19 protein-coding genes are annotated in these 24264 nt (G+C 62.8%); 6 read left to right on the top strand and 13 right to left on the bottom strand.

Features of this window, described 5'->3' with window-relative positions:
• The first annotated feature begins 46 nt into the window (after positions 1-46).
• Complete coding sequence (locus tag FURADRAFT_RS07730; RefSeq protein WP_008953573.1) at positions 47-403, top strand: DUF2249 domain-containing protein; 357 nt, start codon at positions 47-49, stop codon at positions 401-403.
• An 87-nt stretch (positions 404-490) separates the two neighbouring features.
• On the opposite strand, the gene FURADRAFT_RS07725 is transcribed toward FURADRAFT_RS07730, so the two are convergent.
• Positions 491-925 (bottom strand): YkgJ family cysteine cluster protein, encoded by a 435-nt coding sequence (locus FURADRAFT_RS07725; RefSeq protein ID WP_236261565.1) that lies wholly within the window; start codon positions 923-925, stop codon positions 491-493.
• Positions 926-1447: 522 nt separating this feature from the next.
• On the opposite strand from FURADRAFT_RS07725, the gene FURADRAFT_RS07720 reads away from it, so the two are divergent.
• Positions 1448-1855 carry a YMGG-like glycine zipper-containing protein gene (locus FURADRAFT_RS07720; RefSeq protein ID WP_008953571.1) on the top strand — a complete coding sequence of 136 codons (408 nt, stop codon included), beginning with the start codon at positions 1448-1450 and terminating at the stop codon, positions 1853-1855.
• A gap of 71 nt (positions 1856-1926) precedes the next feature.
• On the opposite strand, the gene FURADRAFT_RS07715 is transcribed toward FURADRAFT_RS07720, so the two are convergent.
• Positions 1927-2232 (bottom strand): hypothetical protein, encoded by a 306-nt coding sequence (locus FURADRAFT_RS07715; RefSeq protein WP_008953570.1) that lies wholly within the window; start codon positions 2230-2232, stop codon positions 1927-1929.
• A gap of 209 nt (positions 2233-2441) precedes the next feature.
• Between FURADRAFT_RS07715 and FURADRAFT_RS07710 the strand changes: the two genes are divergently transcribed.
• Positions 2442-3566: a PQQ-dependent sugar dehydrogenase gene (locus FURADRAFT_RS07710; protein WP_008953569.1), complete on the top strand. Its 1125-nt coding sequence runs from the start codon at positions 2442-2444 to the stop codon at positions 3564-3566.
• 81 nt (positions 3567-3647) lie between these two features.
• Here the strand turns inward: FURADRAFT_RS07710 and FURADRAFT_RS07705 are convergent, their stop codons facing one another.
• The 3 genes from FURADRAFT_RS07705 to FURADRAFT_RS07695 all read right to left on the bottom strand — a co-directional run bounded on the left by FURADRAFT_RS07705 (position 3648) and on the right by FURADRAFT_RS07695 (position 7611).
• A complete protein-coding gene (locus FURADRAFT_RS07705) occupies positions 3648-4382 on the bottom strand; it encodes a pseudouridine synthase (RefSeq protein ID WP_008953568.1) in 735 nt (244 codons plus the stop codon).
• A gap of 155 nt (positions 4383-4537) precedes the next feature.
• Positions 4538-5746, bottom strand: a complete 1209-nt coding sequence (locus tag FURADRAFT_RS07700) for an amino acid aminotransferase (RefSeq protein ID WP_008953567.1) — start codon at positions 5744-5746, stop codon at positions 4538-4540.
• Positions 5747-5955: 209 nt separating this feature from the next.
• Positions 5956-7611 carry a magnesium transporter CorA family protein gene (locus FURADRAFT_RS07695; RefSeq protein WP_008953566.1) on the bottom strand — a complete coding sequence of 552 codons (1656 nt, stop codon included), beginning with the start codon at positions 7609-7611 and terminating at the stop codon, positions 5956-5958.
• Between the two features lie 344 nt (positions 7612-7955).
• Between FURADRAFT_RS07695 and FURADRAFT_RS07690 the strand changes: the two genes are divergently transcribed.
• Together FURADRAFT_RS07690 and FURADRAFT_RS07685 are read left to right on the top strand one after the other, a co-directional pair.
• A complete protein-coding gene (locus FURADRAFT_RS07690) occupies positions 7956-8543 on the top strand; it encodes a phage tail protein (RefSeq protein ID WP_008953565.1) in 588 nt (195 codons plus the stop codon).
• Positions 8544-8618: 75 nt separating this feature from the next.
• Entirely contained in the window at positions 8619-8951 is a 333-nt protein-coding gene (locus FURADRAFT_RS07685; protein ID WP_008953564.1) for a hypothetical protein, read from the top strand.
• Here FURADRAFT_RS07685 and FURADRAFT_RS07680 read toward each other — a convergent pair.
• The 6 genes from FURADRAFT_RS07680 to FURADRAFT_RS07655 all read right to left on the bottom strand — a co-directional run bounded on the left by FURADRAFT_RS07680 (position 8927) and on the right by FURADRAFT_RS07655 (position 21380).
• Positions 8927-9484, bottom strand: coding sequence for a GNAT family N-acetyltransferase (locus tag FURADRAFT_RS07680; protein ID WP_008953563.1), 558 nt, complete (start codon positions 9482-9484; stop codon positions 8927-8929). The two genes, FURADRAFT_RS07685 and FURADRAFT_RS07680, sit on opposite strands and share 25 nt — an antisense overlap.
• A 160-nt stretch (positions 9485-9644) precedes the next feature.
• Positions 9645-11753 carry an efflux RND transporter periplasmic adaptor subunit gene (locus FURADRAFT_RS07675; protein ID WP_236261559.1) on the bottom strand — a complete coding sequence of 703 codons (2109 nt, stop codon included), beginning with the start codon at positions 11751-11753 and terminating at the stop codon, positions 9645-9647.
• The gene (locus tag FURADRAFT_RS07670; RefSeq protein ID WP_008953561.1) at positions 11754-13076 is read right to left on the bottom strand and encodes an efflux RND transporter periplasmic adaptor subunit; all 1323 of its coding nucleotides are present in this window, start codon (positions 13074-13076) and stop codon (positions 11754-11756) included.
• Between the two features lie 7 nt (positions 13077-13083).
• A complete protein-coding gene (locus FURADRAFT_RS07665; RefSeq protein WP_008953560.1) occupies positions 13084-13845 on the bottom strand; it encodes an efflux RND transporter periplasmic adaptor subunit in 762 nt (253 codons plus the stop codon).
• Complete coding sequence (locus tag FURADRAFT_RS07660) at positions 13842-15362, bottom strand: TolC family protein (RefSeq protein ID WP_008953559.1); 1521 nt, start codon at positions 15360-15362, stop codon at positions 13842-13844. Before FURADRAFT_RS07660 ends, FURADRAFT_RS07665 begins: the two co-directional genes overlap by 4 nt.
• 69 nt (positions 15363-15431) lie before the next feature.
• Entirely contained in the window at positions 15432-21380 is a 5949-nt protein-coding gene (locus FURADRAFT_RS07655; protein WP_040652582.1) for a DUF4347 domain-containing protein, read from the bottom strand.
• A gap of 552 nt (positions 21381-21932) precedes the next feature.
• Here FURADRAFT_RS07655 and FURADRAFT_RS07650 point away from each other — a divergent pair.
• Positions 21933-22226: a SemiSWEET transporter gene (locus tag FURADRAFT_RS07650; protein ID WP_008953557.1), complete on the top strand. Its 294-nt coding sequence runs from the start codon at positions 21933-21935 to the stop codon at positions 22224-22226.
• A gap of 131 nt (positions 22227-22357) precedes the next feature.
• Here the strand turns inward: FURADRAFT_RS07650 and rarD are convergent, their stop codons facing one another.
• Both rarD and FURADRAFT_RS07640 read right to left on the bottom strand, forming a co-directional pair.
• The gene (gene rarD / locus FURADRAFT_RS07645) at positions 22358-23266 is read right to left on the bottom strand and encodes an EamA family transporter RarD (protein WP_008953556.1); all 909 of its coding nucleotides are present in this window, start codon (positions 23264-23266) and stop codon (positions 22358-22360) included.
• A gap of 241 nt (positions 23267-23507) precedes the next feature.
• Positions 23508-24173 (bottom strand): Pr6Pr family membrane protein, encoded by a 666-nt coding sequence (locus tag FURADRAFT_RS07640; RefSeq protein ID WP_008953555.1) that lies wholly within the window; start codon positions 24171-24173, stop codon positions 23508-23510.
• Between the last annotated feature and the right edge of the window lie 91 nt (positions 24174-24264).

Here is a 24264-nt window from a genome sequence, read left to right as displayed (position 1 = left end):
TACGGGCATCCTGCCAACTGTTCACCCACATGACAGGACCCCTACCATGAGCGAATTGCCGGTACTCGACAACAACGTCTTCCCCTTCGACGCGCGCGGCGTAGCCAAGCGTTTCCGTCATGCCGCCATTTTCGGCGCCATCGAATCGCTGTACGACGGCGACACCATGCGCTTCATCAACGATCACGATCCGCTGCCGCTGCTGGACCAATTGCGTCAGCGCTACGGCCACCAGCTGACCTTCAGCTACGTCGCCCGCGAGCCGGGAAATATCGTTATCGATTTCAAGGTGCAGTTGGGCGAGCAGGCTGCCGACGGTCAGCAGCAAGCCACGAGCGAAGCGCCGGCCCAGGGCGGCGGTTGCGGCGGCGGTGGCGGTGGCTGCGGCTGCTCCGGCCACTAAGCCCTGCACCGGCACACCATGACGCCGGTCCCGCTTGTGCGGGGCCGGCGCTTTTTTGTGCCCTGCGTCACGGACGCCGAGCGGAGTTCAGGCGACCGCGACGAGTACCGGTAGCTCGGCCAGCCCGTACTTCCCCCGCGCCCTGTTGCACGCCTCGGTATAGGCCTCGAACTCACGGCAGGTCGACGAGCGCTGTGGGTAGATAGCACAGCCGACCTCGCGACCAACCTCGCCCTGCAAGGCCACACAACGCGGTGTGTCGGACCATGTGCCGCGCATGCAGCGGCGAAAATCGTTGATTTTTTCGGTGAGATGCAGCGGGACCGGACCGCCGCCGTCATCGGCTTCGGCCCAGTAGAACGAGGCGCGGAAGGCAGCGCAACAGGCACCGCAACGCAGACACGGATTGCTCTTTTCGCTCATGATGGAGAAAGGAAAACAAAACGCACCAGGCGGCACCTTGCCGCCGCTGAAACGGCCCGCAATATGGGCGGACAGGATTTTTCCGCAACGCCAGAACACCGTCAAGCAGAACCCCTGAAGGTGCCCTTCGTCCCGACGCCCGCGGTCGGCACGGCATGGTGGCCGTTACAGTGGTGTCGGTCTGGTCCGCAGCTTCGATGCCGAGCCCCCGCCTCCGTCGCCAACCGTACGCTATCGCTATCGCCCTTCAAACCGACACCGCAGGCCGGGACGCCCGCCGATCGGCATCGCCAGAGGCGAACACACCACCGCTCGCGTCAGTCACGGCAATGTAGCCCCGACGACACAGTGGCCACCGGATATTTTATGAAGCGCCGTTAACACTTTGCCCCCTCTGCGCATCCGTCCGACAGCGCCCTTTCCCCTCGCCACGATCCGGCATAATCCTTTCCGGACAAGGGCTTGCCATGTCCCGACACCATGCGCGGCACGGCCCCGAAGCCGGCCCCTCACCCCTCCCGCGTCACCATCCTCCGGTACTAAACATTTGCTAACAGTTTGCCGCCCCACGGCCTCCGGGGAGTGCCTACACTAAGCTCATCAACACACGGGAGAACGATCATGCTGCTGAAGAAATGGATTGCCGTACTGTCGCTGGGGCTCGCGGCCACCGCCGCCCAGGCACATTCCGACGCCGTCTTGGGTGGTGCGCTCGGTGGTGCAGCCGGCGCCGTCATCGGCTCGTCCATCGGCGGGCGTGACGGAGCCATCGTCGGCGGTGCCCTGGGTGCCGCGACCGGGGTCGCCATCAGTCAGCGCCCCTACTACTACGAGCCGGCACCCGTGGTTTATGCCCCGCCGCGTCCGGTGGTGGTCGAGGAGCCGGTCTACGTCCGCCCGCGCCCGGTCATCATCGAACGCGAGCGCTACGTGGATTACGGCCCGGGCCCGTACTGGGCAGGCCGCCCGGAATGGCGGCATCACGGCTGGAAGCATCGCGGCTGGGAGCGCCGCGGCTGGGACGACTGATCACTGACTGACGCCCCCAAGAACAAGGCGGTGCCCTACGGCGCCGCCTTTTTGCTGCCTAGGGTAGGCTATCACCCCCAGCGCTTGCCCAACAGCTCCAGGCCGGCGCGGTTGAGATCGGCCGGCGTCATCGCAATACGGAATTCGCAATCGGCCTCGAACTGCAGGAAGAACGGTTCGGCATAGCGCGGAATCTCGCTCGACTCGTTGACGTTGATCACCGCAACGACGGTACGCAGACCGTTCTGTTCGGTGAAGTAGATCGCCTCGGGTTTCAGTTCGTCCACGATCTGCGCAATGATCTCGGCGGCCCGCCCCTCCCGCACCAGCTGGTTGAACGGTTCGTGGGGAATATGCGCCATCATCAGCATCTTCATGATTTTTCTCCTGCCCCGGCGGCCCAGCCGGGGACTCGCGTTTGAAGGGAAAGCAACTGCCCCGCATCCCCGCTCAGGCAACGATGGGGGCATGGCCAGGCCCCCGACATTGGCCGACGCAGCACCTGGCAAGGCCGTCTTTCTCCATCATAATCAATGACAAGGAGCGGCGCCGCCCGTTCGGCCTGCCCTCGTCAGGAGAATCCGCCATGCCTCTGCGCTTCATCCTCGCCGCACTGCTGCTGGGCCTCGCCGGCCTCGCTTCGGCCAACCCCTACCCCAGCCAGCTTTATCCCTTGCAGCTAACCGCATTGGCCCGCGGGCTGAACCACCCCTGGTCGCTGGCCTTTCTGCCCGATGGCCGCATGCTGCTCACCGAGCGCGCCGGTCGCCTGCGCCTGCTCGATGCCCAGGGCCGGATCGACCCGCAAGCGGTGAGCGGCGTACCAGCGGTGGTCGCCGTGGGCCAGGGCGGGCTGTTCGACGTGCTGCCGCACCCGCGTTTCGCGGACAACCACCTGATCTACCTCAGCTACGCCGGCGGCACGCCCGAAGCCAGCAGCACCGAGATCGCTCGCGCCCAACTCGACGGCCACGCGCTACGCGACCTCAAAGTGATCTTCCGCCAACTGCCGCGTTCCGATTCCGACCACCATTACGGCGGCCGCCTGCTGTTCGACCGCGCCGGCAAGCTCTACCTGTCACTGGGCGACCGCGGCGAGGACGCCCGCGCCCAGCGCCACAACGATCACGCCGGCTCGGTCATCCGCCTCAATGACGACGGTAGCGTGCCGCCCGACAACCCCTGGGTCGGTCATTCCGGCTGGAAGCCGGAGAAATTCACCCTCGGCCACCGTAATCAGCAAGGCATGGCGCTCAACCCGCGCAGCGGCGCCATCTGGACCCACGAGCACGGCCCGCAGGGCGGCGACGAGGTCAACGTGATCCGCGCCGGCGCCAACTACGGCTGGCCGGTGATCACCTACGGCAAGACCTACGGCCTGGGCCTGCCGATCGGCGAAGGAACACACAAAGCCGGCATGGAACAGCCGCGGAAGGTATGGGTGCCGTCGATCGCCCCGTCCGGCATGGCGTTCTACCAGGGGAAACCGTTCGCGCACTGGCAGGGCGACCTGCTGATCGGCGCTTTGAAGGGGGAGATGCTGGTGCGGCTGAAACTGGACGGCGACAAGGTGGTAGCAGAAGAGCGCATGTTGAAGGGCGCGCTGGGGCGCATCCGCGACGTGCGCGTCGGCCCGGACGGCCTGGTCTACCTGCTCACCGACGAGGACGACGGCCAGCTGGTGCGGGTCAGCCCCGCGCCCACGCGCTGAGTCGCCGGCCATGCCATGATCGGACTGGACGGCAACGCCGGGTAGCGGCTCGCCACGACCCGCAGCCCCGAGCGGTGTGCGTCAGAACCGTTCGTGCTCGGTGAGGTAGCGCCACTGCCCCTGCTCCAGATCGCCCAGCGCGATGCGGCCGATGCGGATGCGCCTCACCGCCGTCACGCGCAGGCCGACCAGCTCGGCCATGCGGCGGATCTGGCGCCGCACCGGATCACGCAACACGAAGCGCAGCTGGCTATCGCTCTGGCGGCTGACCTTGACCGGCTTGAGCGCTTCGCCGTCCAGGCTCAGGCCATGGCGCAGCTGCTCGAGCATGGCATCGCTGACCTCACCCTCGACCCACACCAGGAACTCCTGTTCGAAGTCGGCTGCCTTGGCCATCAGCGCTCGCGCAATGCGGCCATCCTGGGTCAGCACCAAAAGGCCGGACGAATCGACGTCGAGCTTGCCCGCCGGCGCCAGGTAATTGAGATGTTTCTTCAGGAAGGTATAGCCGGAACGGTCCCTGGGCGAACGGGTCTCCGGCTTGATCAACTGCCACGCCGGGCGCTCGCCGGCCTCCGACGGACCGGAGCCGTAGCCCACCGGCTTGTTGAGCAGGAAGGTGACGCGCTCGGCCTGTAGCGCCATCGCCTGGCGCGTCAGCTCGATGGTCTGCTCCGGGCGCACCCGGCTGCCCAATACGTTCACCACCACGCCGTCGACCTTGACCAGCCCCATCTCGATGAATTCGTCGGCCTCGCGGCGCGAGCACAGGCCCAGTTCGGTCATGCGTTTCGACAGGCGGACGGTATCGCTCATGGCAGGGGCTTCGTGGTTGGATGGAAAGGAGCGCGATTATCGCGCTTTTTGGCGCGGCGCGCGCGGCGAATCTTCGGCCAACCTTGAGGCCGGCCACAAAAAAAACCCGGCGGGATCGCTCCGGCCGGGTTTCTCTGAAACGGCGACTGACCAAATCAGCCCTTGACCACCACCGCGATGGCATCGGCCACGTAGTCGATGTTCTTGCTGTTGAGCGCGGCCAGGCAGATACGACCGGTGGACACGGCGTAGATGCCGAACTCGCTCTTCAGACGCTCGACCTGCTCCACGGTCAGGCCGGTGTAGGAGAACATGCCGCGCTGCTTGATCACGAACGAGAAGTCCTGGGCCACACCCTTGGCCTGCAGCTTCTCGACCAAGCTCGAGCGCATGGCGCGGATGCGGTCGCGCATGCCGGCCAGTTCGTCTTCCCACTGCTGACGCAGTTCCGGGCTGGACAGCACGGCCGCCACGATGGCGCCGCCGTGGATCGGCGGGTTGGAGTAATTGGTGCGGATCACGCGCTTGAGCTGCGACATCACGCGGCCGGCTTCTTCCTTGGACGCGGTCACGATCGACAGCGCGCCGACGCGCTCGCCGTACAGCGAGAAGCTCTTGGAGAACGAGCTCGACACGAAGAACTGCAGGCCGGAAGCGGAGAACAGGCGTACCGCCACGGCGTCGGCGTCGATACCGTCGGCAAAACCCTGGTAGGCCATGTCGAGGAACGGCACCAGGCCGCGGGCACGGCAGGCTTCCACTACCTCAGCCCACTGCGCGTCGCTCATGTCGGCGCCGGTCGGGTTGTGGCAGCAGGCGTGCAGCACGATCACGGAGCCCGCATCCAGACCCAGCAGGAACTCCTTCATCGCGGCGAAGTTCACGCCACGGGTGGCCGCGTCATAGTACGGGTAGTTTTCCACCACGAAACCGGCGGACTCGAACAGCGCACGGTGGTTTTCCCAGCTCGGGTCGCTGATGTAGACCTTGGACGACGCGTTCAGGCGCTTCAGGAAGTCGGCACCGATCTTCAGGGCACCGGTACCGCCCAGCGCTTCGGCGGTCACCACACGGCCGCTCTCGGCCAGCTCGCTGCCGGCGCCGAACAGCAGGTTCTGCACGGCCTGGGCGTAAGCGGCCGGACCTTCGATCGGCTGGTAGCCGCGCGGCGGCATGGCTTCCAGGCGGGCCTTCTCGGCGGCCTTGACGGCGGCCAGAAGCGGAATCTTGCCATTGTCGTCGTAGTACACGCCCACGCCCAGGTTTACCTTGGTGGCACGGGTGTCAGCGTTGAAGGCTTCGTTCAGGCCGAGAATGGGGTCGCGCGGCGCCATTTCCACGGCGGCGAAGATCGAAGTGGTCATCAGGGGCTCCATGAGTATTGCCGATTGCGGCAACGTCACCGGGTCTGTGCAGGAGGCCGGTCGACGCTGCGGGGGATAAAAACGAAATCCCACCGAGTTTACCACGCCGCCGCCGCGATAGAACGCCGCCGGGCAGGCAAATCGCGACGGCAAACGTCAGAAAATGGCTCCTGGCAAGGACACGGCGCCAGGCTCGCCACGCTCGCGGCTCACCCCGCCGCCTTTTTGTGACGCCAGACCGCGATCAGCGCCCCCAGCTTTGCCCGGCGCGGCAGGCGTTCGTCCGACAGCGCCTCGAGGAAGTCCGACAGGCGTTTCGACTTCACCACGGTATAGAGTGTCAGCCAGGTGGTCGGAATCAGCGTCAGCAGGAAATACCACACCTTGAGCGGGAACGGACTGTCCGCTGCGGCCAGCAGGTTCATGCCGAGAAAACCGGTGGTGATCGAACCGATCAGGCCGAAGGTGGTGACGATGGTCAGCCGCACCACGGTATTGGCCTGGCGGCGCAGACTGTCGCTGTCGAGGTATTCGCTCATCTCGCGGATCTCGTCGCGCACCTCGTCGAACAAGGCGGCGGTGCCGAGATGATCGGTACACATGCGGAACAAGGCTCGCGATTGCGCCAGGTCCGACAGCTCGTGGAACCAATAGCGGTGGGTAAAGCGCAGGAAAATCTCGAACAGCTGGCGGATCACCCGCTTGAATTCCTTGACCGATTCCGCGTGATGGATGTCGAGCCGGTTGAGCGCCTCGACCAGCCGGTCCGAAAACATCAGCAGGCTCGCCTTCTGGAAATGCGCGATCAGAAACAGCAGGAAATACTGGTGCCGGAACTGCGCCAACAGCCCGGTCTCCGCCCCGGTAAACACCGGCGAGGCCGCATCGCCCACCATCACCAGGGCATGGCCACAGCACAAAAACCGCGTCGGCGGACCGTCCACCCGATCCCCCCAATAACGGTCGTAGCAATAGCGCTGCTCGAAGTCGGCAACGTGCCGGTCGGCGTACGGCAAGCCCGACTGCTCACTGGCCGCAGTGAGCAACCCCAGGCGGATGAAGTCGCTGCGCGACAAGGCGCGAGGATCGTCCAGCGCCAGGTAGGCGATCACCGGCATGCGGTAATACTCGAGCTGGCGGTAACGGATCAGGCCGGGTTCGTCGGCATGGTCCAGCACCAGCGGCCGCAGCAGGAAATCCCAATGCGCCGCGATGCACGGCGCCCGATGGCGGCCGACGAAGGACAGGTACTTGTCGCGCTTCTCGAAGTCGGACGCCGCCAGTGTGCCGCCATCCGCCCCCAGCCACTCTACGCGGTGCAGACAGTGCACACCCTGCCCTGTTTCGTCCCAGCCTGCTGGATAGGCCCGGCCGAACCGGTACAGCGTGTCCTGCGCCTGGAACAACGTCAGGTCGTCGCCGGCCACCTCGACCACCAGTTGCACCACATCGATGTCGAAGAAAAAATGCAGATCGACCCGCGCCACCTGCAACGTCAACGGAGCGCTACCCGGCTCCGGCACAAGCCGCACTGCGGCGATGTCACGGCGACGGAACACCCTCATCGGCGAGGCACCAGCGACGCGACCCTGGCGCGCGGTGCGGCTCTCGCCGTACAGAAAGCGCTGGACATGCGGCAGAAAGGTGATGAACTCGTGGTACTGCTGGGCATGAAACCGCGCCGGATCGTCGGGGAAAACGTCGTCGATCTCGCGCCAGGGGTTGTCGGCACCGCTTTGCTGCAACAGCTCCCAGTGCTTCTGAATCTGGCTGCTAGCATGGATCGGCATCAGTTGCAGCGGCCACACCAGAATCTGGCGGAAATGGCGTACCCGTTTTTCGGTGGGGGAATGGGCTTCTGGCATCGCGAGTTCCAGTGCGGGGTATCGTCGTCACAGACAGCGACATCGCACTCCCTGACAAAGATCAGCGGGTGACATGTCGAATCGATAAAACCTAACACAAGCCGGCCTGGTTTTCATAGCGCGCCAGGGAACAGCTTTCTGCCGCATGACAAGCGCCATGCAATACCGCCGCGCGCGCAGATGCCGACTAACTCCGTTTAAGCGCCCAACAAATACAACAAATGCATAAATTTATATTGCATAAATTTATCATTGTGTTAAACAAATAGCATAATCAATTCGATTATACGGAGAGCCCTCCTTAGGGGGAGGCCGCCGCCAAGGCAATCTACAGGAGGAAAAGCATGGATGCATACATGGGCACGATCACGGTCTTCGGCTTCAACTACGCCCCCCAAGACTGGGCGCTATGCCAAGGCCAAACCTATCAGGTCTCGCAATATGAAGCACTGTACTCCTTGCTTGGCACCCTCTACGGCGGCACTGCTTCGCAAAATTTCAAGCTACCCAACCTGACTGGCCGCATGCCCATCGGCACCGGACCCGCCCAGCCAACCTACAACCTGCCCGCCTATAATCCTGGCCAGTTCGGCGGCACCCAGAATGTCGCGCTGAGCGTCGCCAATCTGCCTGCGCACTCCCACACCGCCACCTCGATGGCGGTGACCTTCCACGCCGCCGGCACACCGACGCCAGCCACGCCGGCCAGTACGCCTAGTGCTTCCAACCCCTACTTGGGTGCCTCCGGCGGCGGTACGGGTCTGGCAAATATCTGGTCCTCCGCCCTGAACAATCCTGTCAGCGTTCAGGGGCTTTCCGCGACAGGGAACACCGACCTTACCGGCGGCAACTCACCGGTGAGCGTGCTCAACCCCTTCCTCGCGCTCAATTTCTGTATTGCTATCAACGGACTCTATCCGGTCCGTCCCTGAACCCACGACAACACGCCAACAGCGGGCAGAAGCAGCACGCGCCATGCCCGCTGTTTTGAACTGAAAGATACCGTCATGCTGGCAACCTTATGCGCCGACGACTTCATTGGTCTGGTCGGCCAATACTGCTCCTTCCAGAGCGAACACCACCCGGAACTGACATTGCAGATCCAGGCCGTCAAACTGAGACCCCAAGCTCAAACGCCCAGTGCGACTTCGCGCCGTACACCTTTCGTCGTGGAACTGGCGGCATCTCCAAACACCACCGTGGTCGATGCGGTCGGCCGCTTCACCCTGCCAGGGCATGGCACTGTTGAAACACGCCAGCTGGATTTGGTTTGGATCGGCCGGGTGATCCCGGCCGGGCGCGATCCGTCTCTGGCCTACTTCCAGCTGCCATTCAACTGAACAGTTCCCCCTGCGCGGCTTTGCGAGAAGCCTGCATCGGGGTACCACACGAGCTTGTCGGCGATATCCCCCGCCTCTTCCAGGACAAAACCGAGCTGTTGATAGAGCCGCCGAGCCTGAACATTGCTGTGCCATACCACCACGGCCAGAGGAGCGCGTACCTCTCTGGCCGCTTGCTGCAAACCCGTCAGCACCTGTTTCCCATACCCCAGACCACGTACGTCGGGCAACAGCGTCAGAAAGATGATGCGGATCTCGTTATGGCCAAAATCCACCATCACCACGCCGATCCGAGAAAGCGTCTTTTCAATGATGAAATGCATCGCATTGGGATAGTTGTTGCCCGCCCCTTGAAGTAATACCTGGTACTGCTGCTCCTGTACGGTCCGGATCAGGTCGTCTTCACCATCGATCAATCGCAGATCGGGTCGTGCGTTGCGATACAACTGCGCGATGAAGGCGGCATCGCTTTGTCTGGCCGGCCGCAGCGTCAGTCCCTGCGCCAGTGAAGATGTGTTCAAGATAGTCGTCACTGCCCGCTCCTTTTCAATTCAATCCCATTGCAGAAAGCCGGGCATTCCGGGCATCGTCAACCTGACAGTCGCGCGCCAGCCCTCTTCCGATTGGCCCTGACAACCCGCCCACGCAACACCACCACACTTCGCCATAGCTCTGCGGACCTCCTGCCTAGCACTACAATCCAGCCTCACGCTGCACCGCAGCCAGCAGATAACGAATCATGCGGCCCAACACACTGTGACGTTCCCCTTGCAAGCGTGCCACCCCGGCCATTTCCCTCAATGGAGCTGCTTGGCCGTCGCAATGCTCCAAACGCACGCGGAAGGTTGTCGACAACAACGCAAGGCCATGCTCTCGTAACTCGGTCGGAATCGGTCCGCCGTAACTGGAGGCCAGCAAGGGCTGATCCAGTACTGTCAGGTTGAGACGGTCGATCGGCCCCAAACGGCAGGACACGGCCCAATGCTCACCCCCATCGGCGACAAATTTGGCCACCTGCCCCTGTCGTAAACCCGCCAGCGCCGCTTCATCGACAAAGGCCTCGCCCTTGACGCCATGAGGACCGACGACGTCCAGCAAGCGTTCACCTTCGGCAATCATGGTCCCGACCTGTAACGCCTCGCTGCTATCCACCACTCTGCCGGCAAATGGGGCGACCAGAGCCAACCGGGCCATCTGCTGACGCAAACTCTTGACCTGCTCTTGCGCCACCTGCCATTGCTTTTGCAAAGCCGGCCCTTGTTGCTGCAGCTCGGTGTCGAACGGCTGCTGCGACACCTGCCAGGCCACGGCACGTTCACGCACTTCGGCCAAGTCCAACTGTGCCGCCAGGACAGGTGAGCGCAAGTGGGCCAGCAACTGCCCGGCCTTGACGGCTTGCCCCTCCCGCACCCACACCTTATCTACCTCCGCCGCGGCCGGCGCATACAAGCCCTGAGATTGCGATGCTCCCAAGATCGCCGGGCTGGATACATCGGACTGCCAGGGCAGCACCACCAGCAACAGCAGCATGCCGAACAGCGCCGCGCTACGCCGGGTCGCCTGCTGCCAGTGCAGTTCCGTACGCCGCCGCCACCAGATCAGCAACTCACCAACGATCGGCCGGATGATGAACCAGCCCAGTTCGACGGCCAGCAGCAGCAAGCCCAGAGCCTTGAAGAACAAGTGGTAGACCAGAAAGGCAATCGACAGGAACAGCACCAGGCGATACAACCAGGTGGCCCAGGCGAACAGAATCAAGCCACGCCGTCGATCCTGCGGAAAATACTCCGGCTCCGGGTCATCCAACCCCAGGACCCAGCGACGCAACTGCCAGCGGGCCAAGGCAAAGGCCCGGGAATGCAGATTGGGCAGCCCCAGGTAGTCGGATAGCAGGAAATAGCCGTCAAAACGCATGAACGGGCTGGCATTCACGGCAAGTGTCGCGAGCCAAGTCGTGGACGCCAGCAAGAATGCTCCGGCCCGCAAGGGACCATCCGACAAAAAACACCAGAGCAAAGTCGCGATGATCGCCAGCAGCAGTTCCGCCAGCATCCCGGCCCCACCGATCAACAGCCGTTGCCTGCGGGACGGCAATTTCCAGGCATCGTTGGTATCGGTGTACAGCACGGGCACCATCACCAGGAACGCCACTCCCATTGCCGGCACCCGGCAGCCAAAATGCCGTGCGGTCAGCGCATGCCCCATTTCATGCAGCACCTTGGCCAAACTCAACGACAGGCCGATGCCGATGGCGGCACTGACGCCGCCATAAGCGGAAAACGTGTGGGTGAATTCATCCCAACGCCGCGACACCATGGCCAAGGCAAAGATCAGCACGCCCGCCATGGCCCACCAGAACCGGGTCTGGAACAGCCAGCCACACCACGGCAGCAGGCGGTTGAGCAGAGTTTCTGGCCGAACCAGCGGAACACGGAAGAACAGGTAGTTTTTCAGCAGCCACATGGCACGGCTTGGACGATTGGCCTCATGCATCTGCCACAGCCAGTGGCTCTGCTCGGCAGAGACCGCCATCAACAGCTGATGCCGCGATAGAAAGTTGATCACCGCCTCGACGTCATCCGGGACCAACTGCAGCGATGTCTCGGCATTGACCGCCGCCACGATCACGTCCACCGACCCGAGGGACCAGCGTGACAATACCTCAAAGCTGGCCCAGCCCAACTGATAGAAGCGATTGGCACAAGGATCGTGCAGGACCCAGCTAGGGGAACCGTCCGCTTGCAGCGAGCCGGCATGCAAGGTCAACTCCTGCCGCAATGGGGGCAAAGTACGGGCCGGCATCTACCACCCCAGCCACTGACGTGCCGCCGTTAGCGGGCGACGCAGCGCGTAGTAGATCAACGGGACCCAGTCGCCATACACCCGGGCAGTACCCATCTGACCAAGCCGTGGCTTGTCACCGCTCACGAAGCGCGCCTGCAAGCGGTAGGCCAACAGCCCTCCTTCTACCGCCTCGGCCTTGTAAGCGACACGAATAATTTCGGCATCGTAGGATTCGATCGGAGAGGCATTGGGATACAACGTCACCTTGGCGCCGGGAGCGACATCAATCGCCTCGGCGGCCGGCAACCAGGCGGCCAACTCGACCATGGTCGGATCGGCCAAGGTCATCACCTTCTCCCCTACTGCAACGGCCTTGCCCTGCCAGTCGTTGCGGTCGGAAAACACCACCACTCCGGCTGCCGGCGCGGTCACATGCAGACGCTGCAGTTCGCGCCCGGTGTAATCGGCGGCAATGCTCTTCTCCTCCAGCTTGGCGCGATCCTGCGCCATCGCCAACTTGCCCTTGTCGTCGGTCACAGCCAACTGCGCACTGGCACGGAAGCTCTCCTGTGCGGCATCGCGTTCGCGCGCGGCCATGGCGTACTGGCCCGACAGCGCAGTGGCGTCCAGGTCGAATAACGGCGCCCCCTTGGCCACACGCTGATTGGGCTCCACCGCGATATGGTCGATCACCCCTGCGATGGGCGCGCGCAATAGCAACGGCTTTTGCGGCACCACTTCGGAACGCGCCAATACGGTCAGACGTATCGGCAGGCAAACAATCAACAAAGCCACCAGCAACAACTTACGTTGCCGAGAGCCGGGCCGCAGCCACTGCATGGCCTGTTCTCGCCAGTTACGTCGCGGTAAGAAGAGAGACAGAGCATGGCCATAGCCATGCGCCAGCTCTTCAGCCAGCTTCACCTCATACTCGCTCCAGGCCGACTCTCTGGTCAGCAACAGTGCCCCCTGCCCTCCCAGACGTAGCCACAGCGCATGCTCGGGAAACCACAAGGACCATTCGGCGGCCAGCCTTTCCGGCAGATCGTCCGCGGACACAACCTGGCTGGACCGGGAGTCCACGACTGTCGCCACATGCCGGAAGACTCCTCCCAACCACTGCATGTAGGGGGCCGTAGGGTCCAGTTCTGCCAGTCCCGACAAGGCACCCACATGGCGGTGCACGCCTTCGCGCCACAAGGCTGCTTGCCGATAGGACAGCAATTGCTGACTTTCGTTGACGACAATGAAACCCAGTTGCGCAACGTTGACCGCTTCCCGCGCACGGTGCAGCAGCTGCAACAGGCGGGCCAGTTCTCGACTTTTGTCTGCGTGCCCCATGCCCACCCTATTTGAAGCTGGCCCAGCCGCTCATGCCCGGCAACAGATTGCCCGCATTGCTGTCGATCACACCCACCGCCAGAATGGACTGGCTGACGGGATCGATCTGCGCGCCGAGACGTTCTATCTTGGCCGGAAAGCTCGTTCCCAGCTCATCGACAGCCACAGTGAAACGGCTGCCGGGTTTCAACGTACTCAACCATTTGGACGGCACCAGCATGCGCAACTCCAACGGTCCGGAGTCGACAATATCTAGCACGGGGTTGCCCGGACTAACATATTGATGGACGGCGGCAACACGTCGCGCCACCCGGCCATTGAACGGCGCACTGATCACGCATTTGCCGACAACGGTCTGCATATAACGGGTATCGGCCGCCGCCTCTTTTGCTTTGCCCTCGGCCTGTGTCACCTCCATCACCCCGATGGAGTTGAGTTTTGCCAGTTGATTGTTGACCTTGGCCAACTGGTTGGCGGCCTCCAACGAAGCCTGGGCCTTATTCAACTGAGCCCGATAGCTGCTGCAGTCGAACTCGACCAAGGTTTGGCCGCGCTTGAAACTTCCCCCTTCCGATACCGGCAAGGCCGCAATTCTGGCTGCGACTTCACCCGACAGGGTCACGGCATTGCGGGCCATCAACTGCACTCGGATACGACCATCGCTGGCATTGGTGACCGCAGCGGCGGGCAGCGGCTTGGCTGGCAGTGCGGCCGCCATAGCCCCTGCGGTCGCCAACAGAGAAATCCCCATGATCAGGCAACGGCTCATAACGGGTCTCCCGATACCGTGCTCTTCCAGTGGGTTTCCGCCCCTTTAAACGCAGCTGCCAGGGTTGGCAAATCATATCCGGCAGTGCTGTTGGGAAGAGGATCCAGACCCAGGCTCGCCCCCATCAGACCATAAGCATTCTGCAAGTCGCCATAACTCTGATACAACCGCAACGACGAGAACACGGCATTGGCATCGGCCAGAATCGCCGGCAGCCGGCCTTGTGCACCACTGGCTGTCGCGTTGCGGTTTTGCTCATAGATACGCAACTCGACATCGTTCAGCTCTTTTTCCAACGCGAATTGGCGAGTACGCCCCTGAAGGTCGAGGTAGCCAACATGTACCTGGGTCAACACCGCCATGTTCAACGCCATGTGCTGCGCCTTCGCCACTTCCAGCTGCGCTTCGGCCGATCGCGTGATGGGACCGGCACTGAACAAGTTGAGCAGATTCCAGCTGATGCGCAGACCGGCGTCGCTCCACGAGTTGTTGACCAGGAATTTATTGCTGTCGTAATGATGGCCGACGCTGAACTCCAGCCCCGGCAAAAGTTTGGCGATGGCCTTCCGAGTTTCTAGTACGCCGATACGCTCGTTGTAACGTGCCTCGTTGACCTCGGGCCGATTGAGCAGGGCCATCTCCTCCATCTTATCCAGCGTCAACGCCAGAGTCGGTATTGGCATGTCCGAAGGCATTGCTACTTCGAAATCCGCACCTGGTTGCACATTCATGATGGCAGCCAGCCTGGGTTTGGCCTGGGACAAGGTATTGCGGATCATCCCCATTTGACGAATCACATCCAGCAGCTGACGGCGGTAAGTCAGCGCCTCCAGCGGTGAACGCAATTTTTGCTGCTCTACCTGACGCGCATCCTCCAGTGCCTTATTGGCCTCTTTCAGCAGGGAGTTGATACGGCCTTCCAGCTGCTGTGCTCCAACCGCTTGCCACCACGCTTCGCGCACCTGTTGCATCAGTTGCTGCGCCACCTTGCGCTTGCGCTGCTGCAAGATCAGCACGCGATCCGATTGCTGTTGGGCCGTGTAATAACTGACCCCAAAGTCCAGCACATTCCAGCTCAAGTTCAGGTCTGCGGTACGCGTCTGCTTTTCGGTGGAAATGGACGGCACCAGGGATTGCTCACCCGTCGCCACGTTCTGCGAGGACGACGCATTGTCCTTGTCCCGTGCGGTATACCCCGCTGCCAATGCCAGCTTGGGCAGCATATCGAGGCTGGACAAGTCCAGCTGCCGTTGCGCCATCGCCTCTTCCATCAGCTTCACGCGGTAATCCAGGTTGTACTTCAGCGCGCGCGCCATGGCCTCCTGCAGGGTGACAGGCCCATTCAACGCCTCCTGGGTCCCGAACATCGCCTGGCGATCAGCCGCCAGCGTCACCTGCCTCTCTCCCAAGCTCAGTGGTTTGGGAGTGACTGCACATCCTGTCAAGGCCAGCACCGTCAATGCGGCAAGCAAGCGATAACGACCAGCCGATTCCCTCTGTTTATGTTGTTTTCTCATCCCTGTCCCCTTGTGCTACTGAAATATTGTCTCTGGCGAGACCCGCAATGAGTCGCCCGGCAACCCGATTCAAACCACGTTGTCCGGCTGCAACCATTGCGCCAGTTGTTGCTCGAAAGCGCTTTTGCCATGCTGCAGGAACTGTTCATTGAGAGAGGACTTGCCGGACGCTGGCGATGCCTCTTCCCCTTCTGCCGGTACAGCGGCTTGCCCGTCGGCTTTGATCTGTATACGTGTCACACCACGATGACCGTCTTGGTCCTGCACTGTCACCTCTAGCGACACGGACTTATTCCAACCTGCCGGCACCGTGCCGCTGAAGCGCCCTGTCTTGGGGTCAAACCGAATCCAAGAAGGCAACGGCTGGCCATTGCTCTGCCTTGCACTAATACTGAGAACGACATCGGGGTTACGAGTTAGTACCGTTCCCGGAGGCAAACCAAAGCTGAAGGTCTGTCCTACGATCAACGACCTAACCCCCAGATCGGGCAAGACCTGCAGAGGAGCGCCCTGTGCAAGGGTCAAACGGCTGACGAACGGCAAGGCAAAGCCGTTATCACTCGTCCCCGGCGGGGGCATTTGCCCAGTCGGCAAACGATTGGGAGCAACGCTGCTGAAATGATCTTGCCCAAAGGCTAGCTGCAGCGGAGGCACAATACTGCGCACCTCATTGGCAACGGAGAAGATGTCGCTTGCAAACATCGCAATGGTATTACTACCGCTCGACGCAACTGCCTCCAACACGATATTGGGCGTAATCGGCGCAATCTCTATGATGGGACTTTCGCTGCTCGGAGCCGCCACAATTTCCGGAGTGACGGTAACAGGAGGCTGTATGACGGGTGTCAAGACTTGATATGCCGTAGCCACTACCTGCTGCTGAATCGCATTACCCGCCATATCGGTCACCCCACCGGCACGCACGGCGATTGCCAACGAACCATCACCTCCCACGCCAGACAATTGCACCAGATAGTGGCTTTCGCTCAATTTGGTAATGGCAGCAACTGAGCCATGGGCACTGCCACTGGTCACGATGCTGATCGCACCAGCGTCGAGCCCCGTAATCGGCTCGGAGAACACCACGTCGTAGCTGACGCTGCTGGCGCTGGTGGAAAGCGTATCCAAGGGGGTAATCGACGCAACCTGTGGCGCCACGGTATCCACGGTTATGGCGTAAGCCGACGATTGCGTGCTGGCATTGCCAGCCAGGTCGGTCGACGTAGCGCGAATACTGTGGCTCCCGTCGCTCAGCGCACTGGTCAGGCTGTAACTCCATGCCCCGCTACCGTCGGCCATGGCGGTACCGACGGCCACGCCATCCACGTACACCGTCACCGCGCTGTTGGCCTCGGCCGTGCCGGTGAGTGTCGGCTGGTTGTTGCCGGTGACACCGTCTGAGCTGCTGCTGCCGGTGTCGGTGGCCGAACTCAGGCCGAGGCCGCTGGGTACGCTGGGCGCACCGGTGTCAATGGAGACACCATAGGCCGTGGACACTCCGCTGTTGACCGCACCACTGCTGGCCATTGCGGTAATCGCATGTGGGCCGTCACTCAGTGTAGTGAGCAGGCCAAAACTCCAAGCCCCAGTGCCATCCGCCGTGGTCACACCAACGCTGACACCATCCACATAGATGGTGATATCGCTATTGGCGATGGCGGTGCCAACGATGGTGGGCGTGCTGTCGCTGGTCACTCCGTCATGGTTGTTACTGCCGGTATCGGTGCCTGGGCTCAAGCCGCTCACCGTTGGAGCCGGCAACTGCATGATCACATTGCGGGACACTACCGCGCTGTCCTTGGCACCATCGTTGATGGAGAAGCTGATCACGCGGGTGCTGGTGTTCGGTGATGCCGAGGAGTCCGAATAGGTTACCGCGCGCAAGGCCGCCTGCCATTCCGCCAGCGTGGCGGTGGCACCGCTGGAGGTCAGCGTCAAGACCCCGATGCCGGCGTTGTAGCTACCCACGATGTTGCCGTAGGTGCTGCTGTCGGTGTTGCTGAACGCCAGCACGTCCTCGCTGCTCTGGAAGTTGCCGGTGATCGCCACGTGGGCGCTAGACAAGGTCGTGTTATCCAGATCCGACACCGTAAGGCCGCCGTCCACCGCCACCGGGGCCGGCGTGCTGCCGATTACATAAGTACCGGAGCCACTGGAGGTCGTCGCGATCGGGGTCTGGTCAGTCTGGGTGACCGTGATGGTGCGGGTCACCGTCGCGCTGCTCTTGCTGCCGTCGTCGACCTGGAAGCTGACGGTGCGCGTGGCGCTGCTGGGCGTGATCGCCGTATCGGTGTAGGTGATCGCACGTAGCGCCGCCTGCCATTGCGCCAGCGTCGCGGTGGCACCGCTCGAGGTCAGCGTCAGCACTCCGGTGCCGGCGTTGTAGCTGCCCACGATGTTGCCATAGGTGCTGCTGTTGGTGTTGCTGAACGCCAGCACGTCCTCGTCGCTCTGGAAGTTGCCGGTGATCGCCACCGTGGCGCTGACCAGCGTGGTGTTGTCGAGGTCGGCGACGGTGAAAGCGGGATCGACGGTCACCGGGGTCGAGGCGACGTTGTCGCCGGCGGTGAACGCCGCGCTGCCGCCGCTGGTGGTGGCGATCGGGGTCTGATCGGTCGGGGTGACGGTCACGGTGCGCGTGACGGCGGCGCTGCTCTTGCTGCCGTCGTCGACCTGGAAGCTGACGGTGCGCGTGGCATTGTTCGGCGTGATTGCGGTATCGGTGTAGGTAATCGCACGCAGCGCCGCCTGCCATTGCGCCAGCGTGGCGGTGGCACCGCTCGAGGCCAGCGTCAGCACCCCTGTGCCGCTGTTGTAGCTGCCCACGATGTTGCCGTAGGTGCTGCTGTTGGTGTTGCTGAACGCCAGCACGTCCTCGCCGTTCTGGAAGTTGCCGGTGATCGCCACCGTGGCGCTGGCCAGCGTGGCGTTGTCGAGGTCGGCGACGGTGAGAGCGGGATCGACGGTCACCGGGGTGGAGGGGGCGTTGTCGCCGGCGGTGAACGCCGCGCTGCCGCCGCTGATGGTGACAATCGGGGTCTGGTCGGTCGGGGTGACCGTGACGGTGCGAGTAACCACGCTGCTGCTGGCGCTGCCATCGTCAACCTGGAAGCTGATAGTGCGAGTGGCGCTGTTGGGCGTGATTGCGGTATCGGTGTAGGTGACAGCGCGTAGCGCCGCCTGCCATTGCGCCAGCGTCGCCGTGGCGCCGCTGGAGGTCAGCGTCAGCACGCCGGTGCCGGCGTTGTAGCTGGCGACAATATTGCCCATGGTGCTGCCATCGTTGGTGAAGGCCAGCACATCCTCGCCACTGTGGAAGTTGCCGGTGATCGCCACCGTAGCGCTGGCCAGCGTGGAGCTGGCGCTGTCGGTGACCATCAGGCCACTGTCCACCACCACCGGGGTGGAGGTGATGTTGTCGCCGGCGGTGAACGCCGCGCTGCCGCCGCTGGTGGTCACCACCGGCACCACCGCCACGCTGACGGTGGAAGCTACGGCTAGCGTGGTGGTATCGACACCGCCGTTGCTGGTACCACCGTTGTCCTTGACGCTGGTCAGCGTCACCACCCGGTTGCCGATGGAGGGGCTGCCGCTGCTGTCGCGATAAGTGATGCCGTTGACCACGCTGCCCGCGGTGCTGGCGGATATGCCGCTGCTGCTGATGGACACAGTGGCGGTGCCGCTGGATACAGAGACGGTAACGCTCAGGCCGTTGCCGCTGGTAGTAAGCGCGTTGCCGTTGGTCAGCGCTACATTGCTGCCGTCGATGGAGAGAATTTCGCTGCTACCGTCTTGCAGACCGGACACGGTCAGCGTCAGCAGGATCACACTCTGGCTGGATTCGACGGTGCTGATGCTGGCGCCGCTGAACACCGCCACCGCGGAGCCGCCCATCGTGAAGGTGGGGTTGGAGGCGGTGGCGCTGCCGGTAGGTGCGTCGTTTACCGCCGCCATCGCCACCGTCACATTGCTGGAGCCGGTGCCGCCACGGCCATCGTTGATACTGACATTCACCGTGCGGGTGGCGGTGCTGGGGTCGCTACTAGTGTTGTTGTAGGTCAGCGCCGCCGCCAACGTGGCGACCCGCGACGGGGTGCCGTTGCTGTTTAGCGTCACGATCAGGTCATGACCGCTAACGCCATCGCCGTTGGTGGCGATCACGCCGATGGACACGCCGCCCACGGACACCACGCTGCCCACGCTGGTGCCGTTACTAAGCGACACCGTGCCGCTGGTATCGATGCCCAGCACGTCCTCGCCGCTCTGTCCATTGGCGGAGATGTGCACGGTCAAGTTGCCGCTGTTGAAGTTGGGGGTGTCGCTATCCGTCACTGTGACCACAGTACTGGCATCCAGCTTCACCGCCCCGCCCTTCTCTGTAAAGGTGGGGCTGTCGCCGTTCAGGTTACCGATCACCGGTGCAGAATCCGCTGCTACCGTGACCGTCTTGGTCACCGCGCTGCTGTTGATCGCGCCGTCGTTGATAGCAAAGCTAATGGTGCGGGAGCTGGTATTGGGCGACAGCGAGCTGTCAGAGTAAGTTACCGCGCGCAGGGCGGCCTGCCATTGCGCCAGCGTCGCGGTGGCGCCGCTGGAGGTCAGCGTCAACACCCCTGTGCCGCTGTTGTAGCTGGCCGTGATATTGCCCATGGTGCTGCCGTTGTTGGTAAAGGCCAGCACGTCCTCGCCGCTGTGGAAGTTGCCGGTGACGGACACCGTGGCGCTGGCCTGGGTGCTGCTGTCGGAATCGGATAGGGTGATGCCGCTATCCACCGTCACCGCGGTGCCGGTGCCGCTGCTGTAGGCGCTGGAGCCGCCGCTGGCGGTCAGCACCGGCGCAAAACCGAAGTTGATGGCGTCGATGGCGCCTATGCCTATCATGCCCGTCACATTATGGCCGCTGGCCGCCAGCACACGGAAGGAATCGATGCCCTGGAAGGCGCTGTTGCCGGACACATTGAAGGTCACCAGCGTGCCGCTGCCTTGCAGCGCGTCGCCGACGTTCAGGGTCAGCGTCGCCCCGCTGACCGCCACGCCGTTGATGTAGCCGACCAATTGCAGATTGCCGCCGGAAGTCCCCGAATCGTAACCGTTCAGCACCACGCCAATGGAATTCAGCGTGAAATGGCTGTTGTCGTTGGACTTGACACTGAAATAGGAGATGGGGATGTTGCCATCGCTGTAGCCGTCCACCGTTTCCGTGGTCACCGAGCCGGGCTTCTCGATAATGATCACCTGGCCGCCGTTGTTGGTCGATCCCAGTTGCAACGTGAAATCCCAGCCTTGGACGTCACCGGCATTAACCACGCTACCTGAGGGGTTATAGGTATAGCCATCCGACAAGCTGAAATCAGTGGTGCCGGTTACCGGCCGCGCCAGCAAGCCGTCATAGTCAAGATGCAGGCCATCCACATCGATCTGGCCGGAGCTGCGCTCCAGCGTCCAGTTGCCACCCAGGCTGGCGGCGCCGGTAGCATCGGTGGACGCCGCCACGTCGGCATGGGTGTAGCTGGACAATGTCGAGACAAACGTCGCGCCGCTGCTGCCCACGCCGATATCGCAGCCGTACAGCAGTATATCGCCACCGGGCTGCAAGGCTTGGCCTATCGTAGCCAGTTCGGCCTGATGACTGGCGATGTTGCCCTGGGTCAATTCCAGACTGCCCAGCATGAGGTCGGCGGATTCGCCGTGAGACAGAATATGGATGGCGGCGTAGCCCTGATGCTGGCTCGCCCATTGGGCAATCTGGGCCAAGCCGTCCTTGCTGCTATCGAGCACGACGACCTCGGCACCGGTCGGCATCTGGGCGAGCAGGGTCTGGTAGTTGGCGACGTTGGATTCGACGAACACCACCTGCTTCGCGGTGTTGGTGGGGGCCGGCGCTGCGAGCGATTCCGTCGTGGTGGCGCGGGCATCGGTGGGCGCGGGTGCATCCACCGTTTTGTCCACGACGGTATGCGACGCATCAGGATGTGGCTCGGCAGCCGCCAGCGAGACAGCAACTGCGCCGTCGAACATCAATCTGGGTTCCAGCGCTTGCAGTAGCAAGCGAGAGCGCTGATTTGAGGACAACTGTTTTTTTTCGCTGCCCTGCCCTGCCGATTTCCACCACCCCATGACCGCTCTCCCATTTCCCTTGATCAGAATGCCATTTAAATCAGGCAGCCACCAAGTAATGACTAAAGCATATCACAGTTAATCAGTATGTCATTCCTTGTCTGAAGTCTGTCTCTCGACGTCTGCAGGGCAATGTCGATATGACTGGATAGCGCTTGAAATAGTCAAAATATCGATATGAACAAATACAGAAAGCTATCTGGCCGCTTGGCGATATCACGGCCCCTACCGGATTGCCAGACCCCTGAAGTGCAGCCACACGCCATGCTCTGAACTCAAAGCGCTACGCCTATCACCCCTTTTTGGCCGGGTTGCACCATGCAATGCCGTCCAGCTATCCCCGTTTTGGCAAAAGAGACAAAGAGGTCATCATTCAGAAAAGAACAGCACCCGATCTGATCGCTGACAGGATAAGACCCTGTTAAGCTGGCCTTTTGGTCTCAGCCATATATCATGAAACTCGAATATTACGGCTACCTGGCCGCCTTTCTCACCACATCGAGCTTTCTGCCCCAGGTTTTGCACGCCCTGCGCACGCGCGACCTGAGCAGCATCTCGCTGTCGATGTACCTGATGTTCGTCAGCGGCGTGGCGTTGTGGCTGGCTTACGGCATCCTGCTCGGGGCCGGGCCGTTGATTGCTTCCAATGCCATGACGCTGCTGCTGTCGTCGATCATTCTTGGCTTGAAGCTGCGCGAGGAGATAAGGCGGCGGGCTGGATCGGCGCCTTCAAAGAGGCGGTCATGAGGGGGTATCGGTGAGGTAAGCGCGGCAATGCTGGGGCTCGCCAGCCGGCCCCGGCCGACAAGCGGGCAGGAGGCCAGACTCTGCATCCCTCTAGACCGGCATCGAGACGCCCCGGCTCCCCCTGCCATCGGCTACGCGGCACGCAGCGATCGGCGCCGATGCAGCGCGGTATGGATGCCGGTGAGCAGCACCGCGAGCCAGATCGGCGCATAGGTCAGCAGGCTGTCCAGCGACAGCGGTTCGCCCAGCAGCAGCACCGCCAGCAGGAACAGCAGCACGGGCTCGACATAGCCGAGAATGCCCAGGAGGCCGAGCGGCAAGTGGCGGCTGGCGACCATGTAGCTGGCCAGTGCCACGGTGCTGATCAGGCCCAGCCCGGGCAGCAGCAGCCAGAATTTCGGCTCGGCCAGCACGCCCCAGCCGGCCTCGCCCAAGTGCCACAACAGCAGCAGCGCCACCGGGCTCATCAGGGCCAGTTCCAGAGCGAAGCCGCTGATCGGCTCGAGCCTGGACCAGCGCCGCAAGACGAAATACGGCGGGTAGCCTATCGCCACCAGCAGCGTCGGCCAGGCGAAGGCGCGCGTCAGCCACAGTTCGTGCGCCACCCCCACCATGGCGCAGGCGACCGCCAGCCATTGCAAGCGATACAGCCGCTCGCCGTACAGCACGCAGCCGGTCAGCACCATGGTCAATGGCAGCAGGAAGTAGCCCATCGATACCGCCATTGCCTGCCCGTGCAGCGGCGCCCACATGAACAGCCACAGCTGGGTCGCCAGCAACGCCGCCATCGCCGGGAGCAGCAGCCACAGCAAGGGTTCGCGGCGTAGCCGCGCCAGTTGCCTCCCTAGCGACGACCACTGGCCACGCACCGCCAGCAGCAACAGCACGCCGGGCAGCGTCCACAGCACGCGCCAGGCGTAGATGGCGAGGCCATCCAGCGGCTTCAGCAGGGTGGTGTAACCCGACAACAGGGCGAACAGCACCGACGCCAGCAGCGACAGCATGGCCCCCTTGCCGGAAATGGGCTGGGAATGAGGCATGAACCCTCCAGAGCACGACGGCCGCGGCCGCCAGAACCCGACGTTGTAGCATCGCCGACGGGCTCGGGGCAAATGCGCTCGGAGGGCATCAAGGTTGGCCGAAGAGCAGGCGGCATGCCGTCGGCGCGGCGGAACATGGAAAAACCTTGAGCGCGGGATGACGGCTCGGCGGCGAGGAAGCGGGCCTGGTGGGTGTCAGCAATGGTGCCGGCGCGGCGCGGGAAGCCATCGATGCCCCACCCTAGCGCCGGGTGTTCACCCGTACCGCCAGCAGGCCCTTGACGTGGCGGTCCAGCACCACCACCAGCCAGCCCATCGCCACGAAGGCGAGCGCCAGGAAGGCCGAGTTGACCAGCACCCCCTGGTAGCCCAGGCGCAGCACGTTGAGGAAGGGATAGGGATACAGCCCGACGAACACGCCGCGCAGCAAGGTGTAGGCGAGATAACCGCCGGGATAGGCCAGCCATAGCAGCGCGTCGCGCCAGCGCAGCCGGGCCGGCGGCACGAACAGCACCCAGTGGACGAAGTAGCCGATCGGGATGACGTCGTGCAACAGCACGTCGCCCAGCCAGCGCCAGCCGGTGGGGTTCCACAGGTGCCGCAACAGGATGGCGTACACCAGGCCGACGATGGTGATGTACACCAGCGAGGCCGAGCGCACCGTCGGGCGCCGCAGGAAATCCCCGAAGCGGGAGTGTGGTCGCAGCCTCGGGACGGTCAGCCCGGCGGCGAGAAACAGGTTGGTGAGAATGGTGAAGTAGCTGAAATAGTTGAACACCGTCCACTGCCACGCCACACCCCGGTGGAGTTCGGCCACGATGCCGAGATAGAGCTGCAGGCCGAGTGCGAACCAGCCCAGCGACAACAGCAGCAACTCGAATACTTGTCTTGTTTTTTCGTTCTGCATGACACGCCCCTCGGCGTTGAAAGCCCACCATCGCAATCGCAATCACAATTGCGGGCTACGCTATATAAAGCATAGCCAAGCCGCATCCGGC

Origin of the sequence: Pseudogulbenkiania ferrooxidans 2002 (assembly GCF_000174355.1) — a bacterium.
GTDB classification, from domain to species: domain Bacteria; phylum Pseudomonadota; class Gammaproteobacteria; order Burkholderiales; family Chromobacteriaceae; genus Pseudogulbenkiania; species Pseudogulbenkiania ferrooxidans.
The sequence above is the reverse complement of the archived record's forward strand: the minus strand, read 5'-3'. Positions and strand labels throughout refer to the sequence as shown.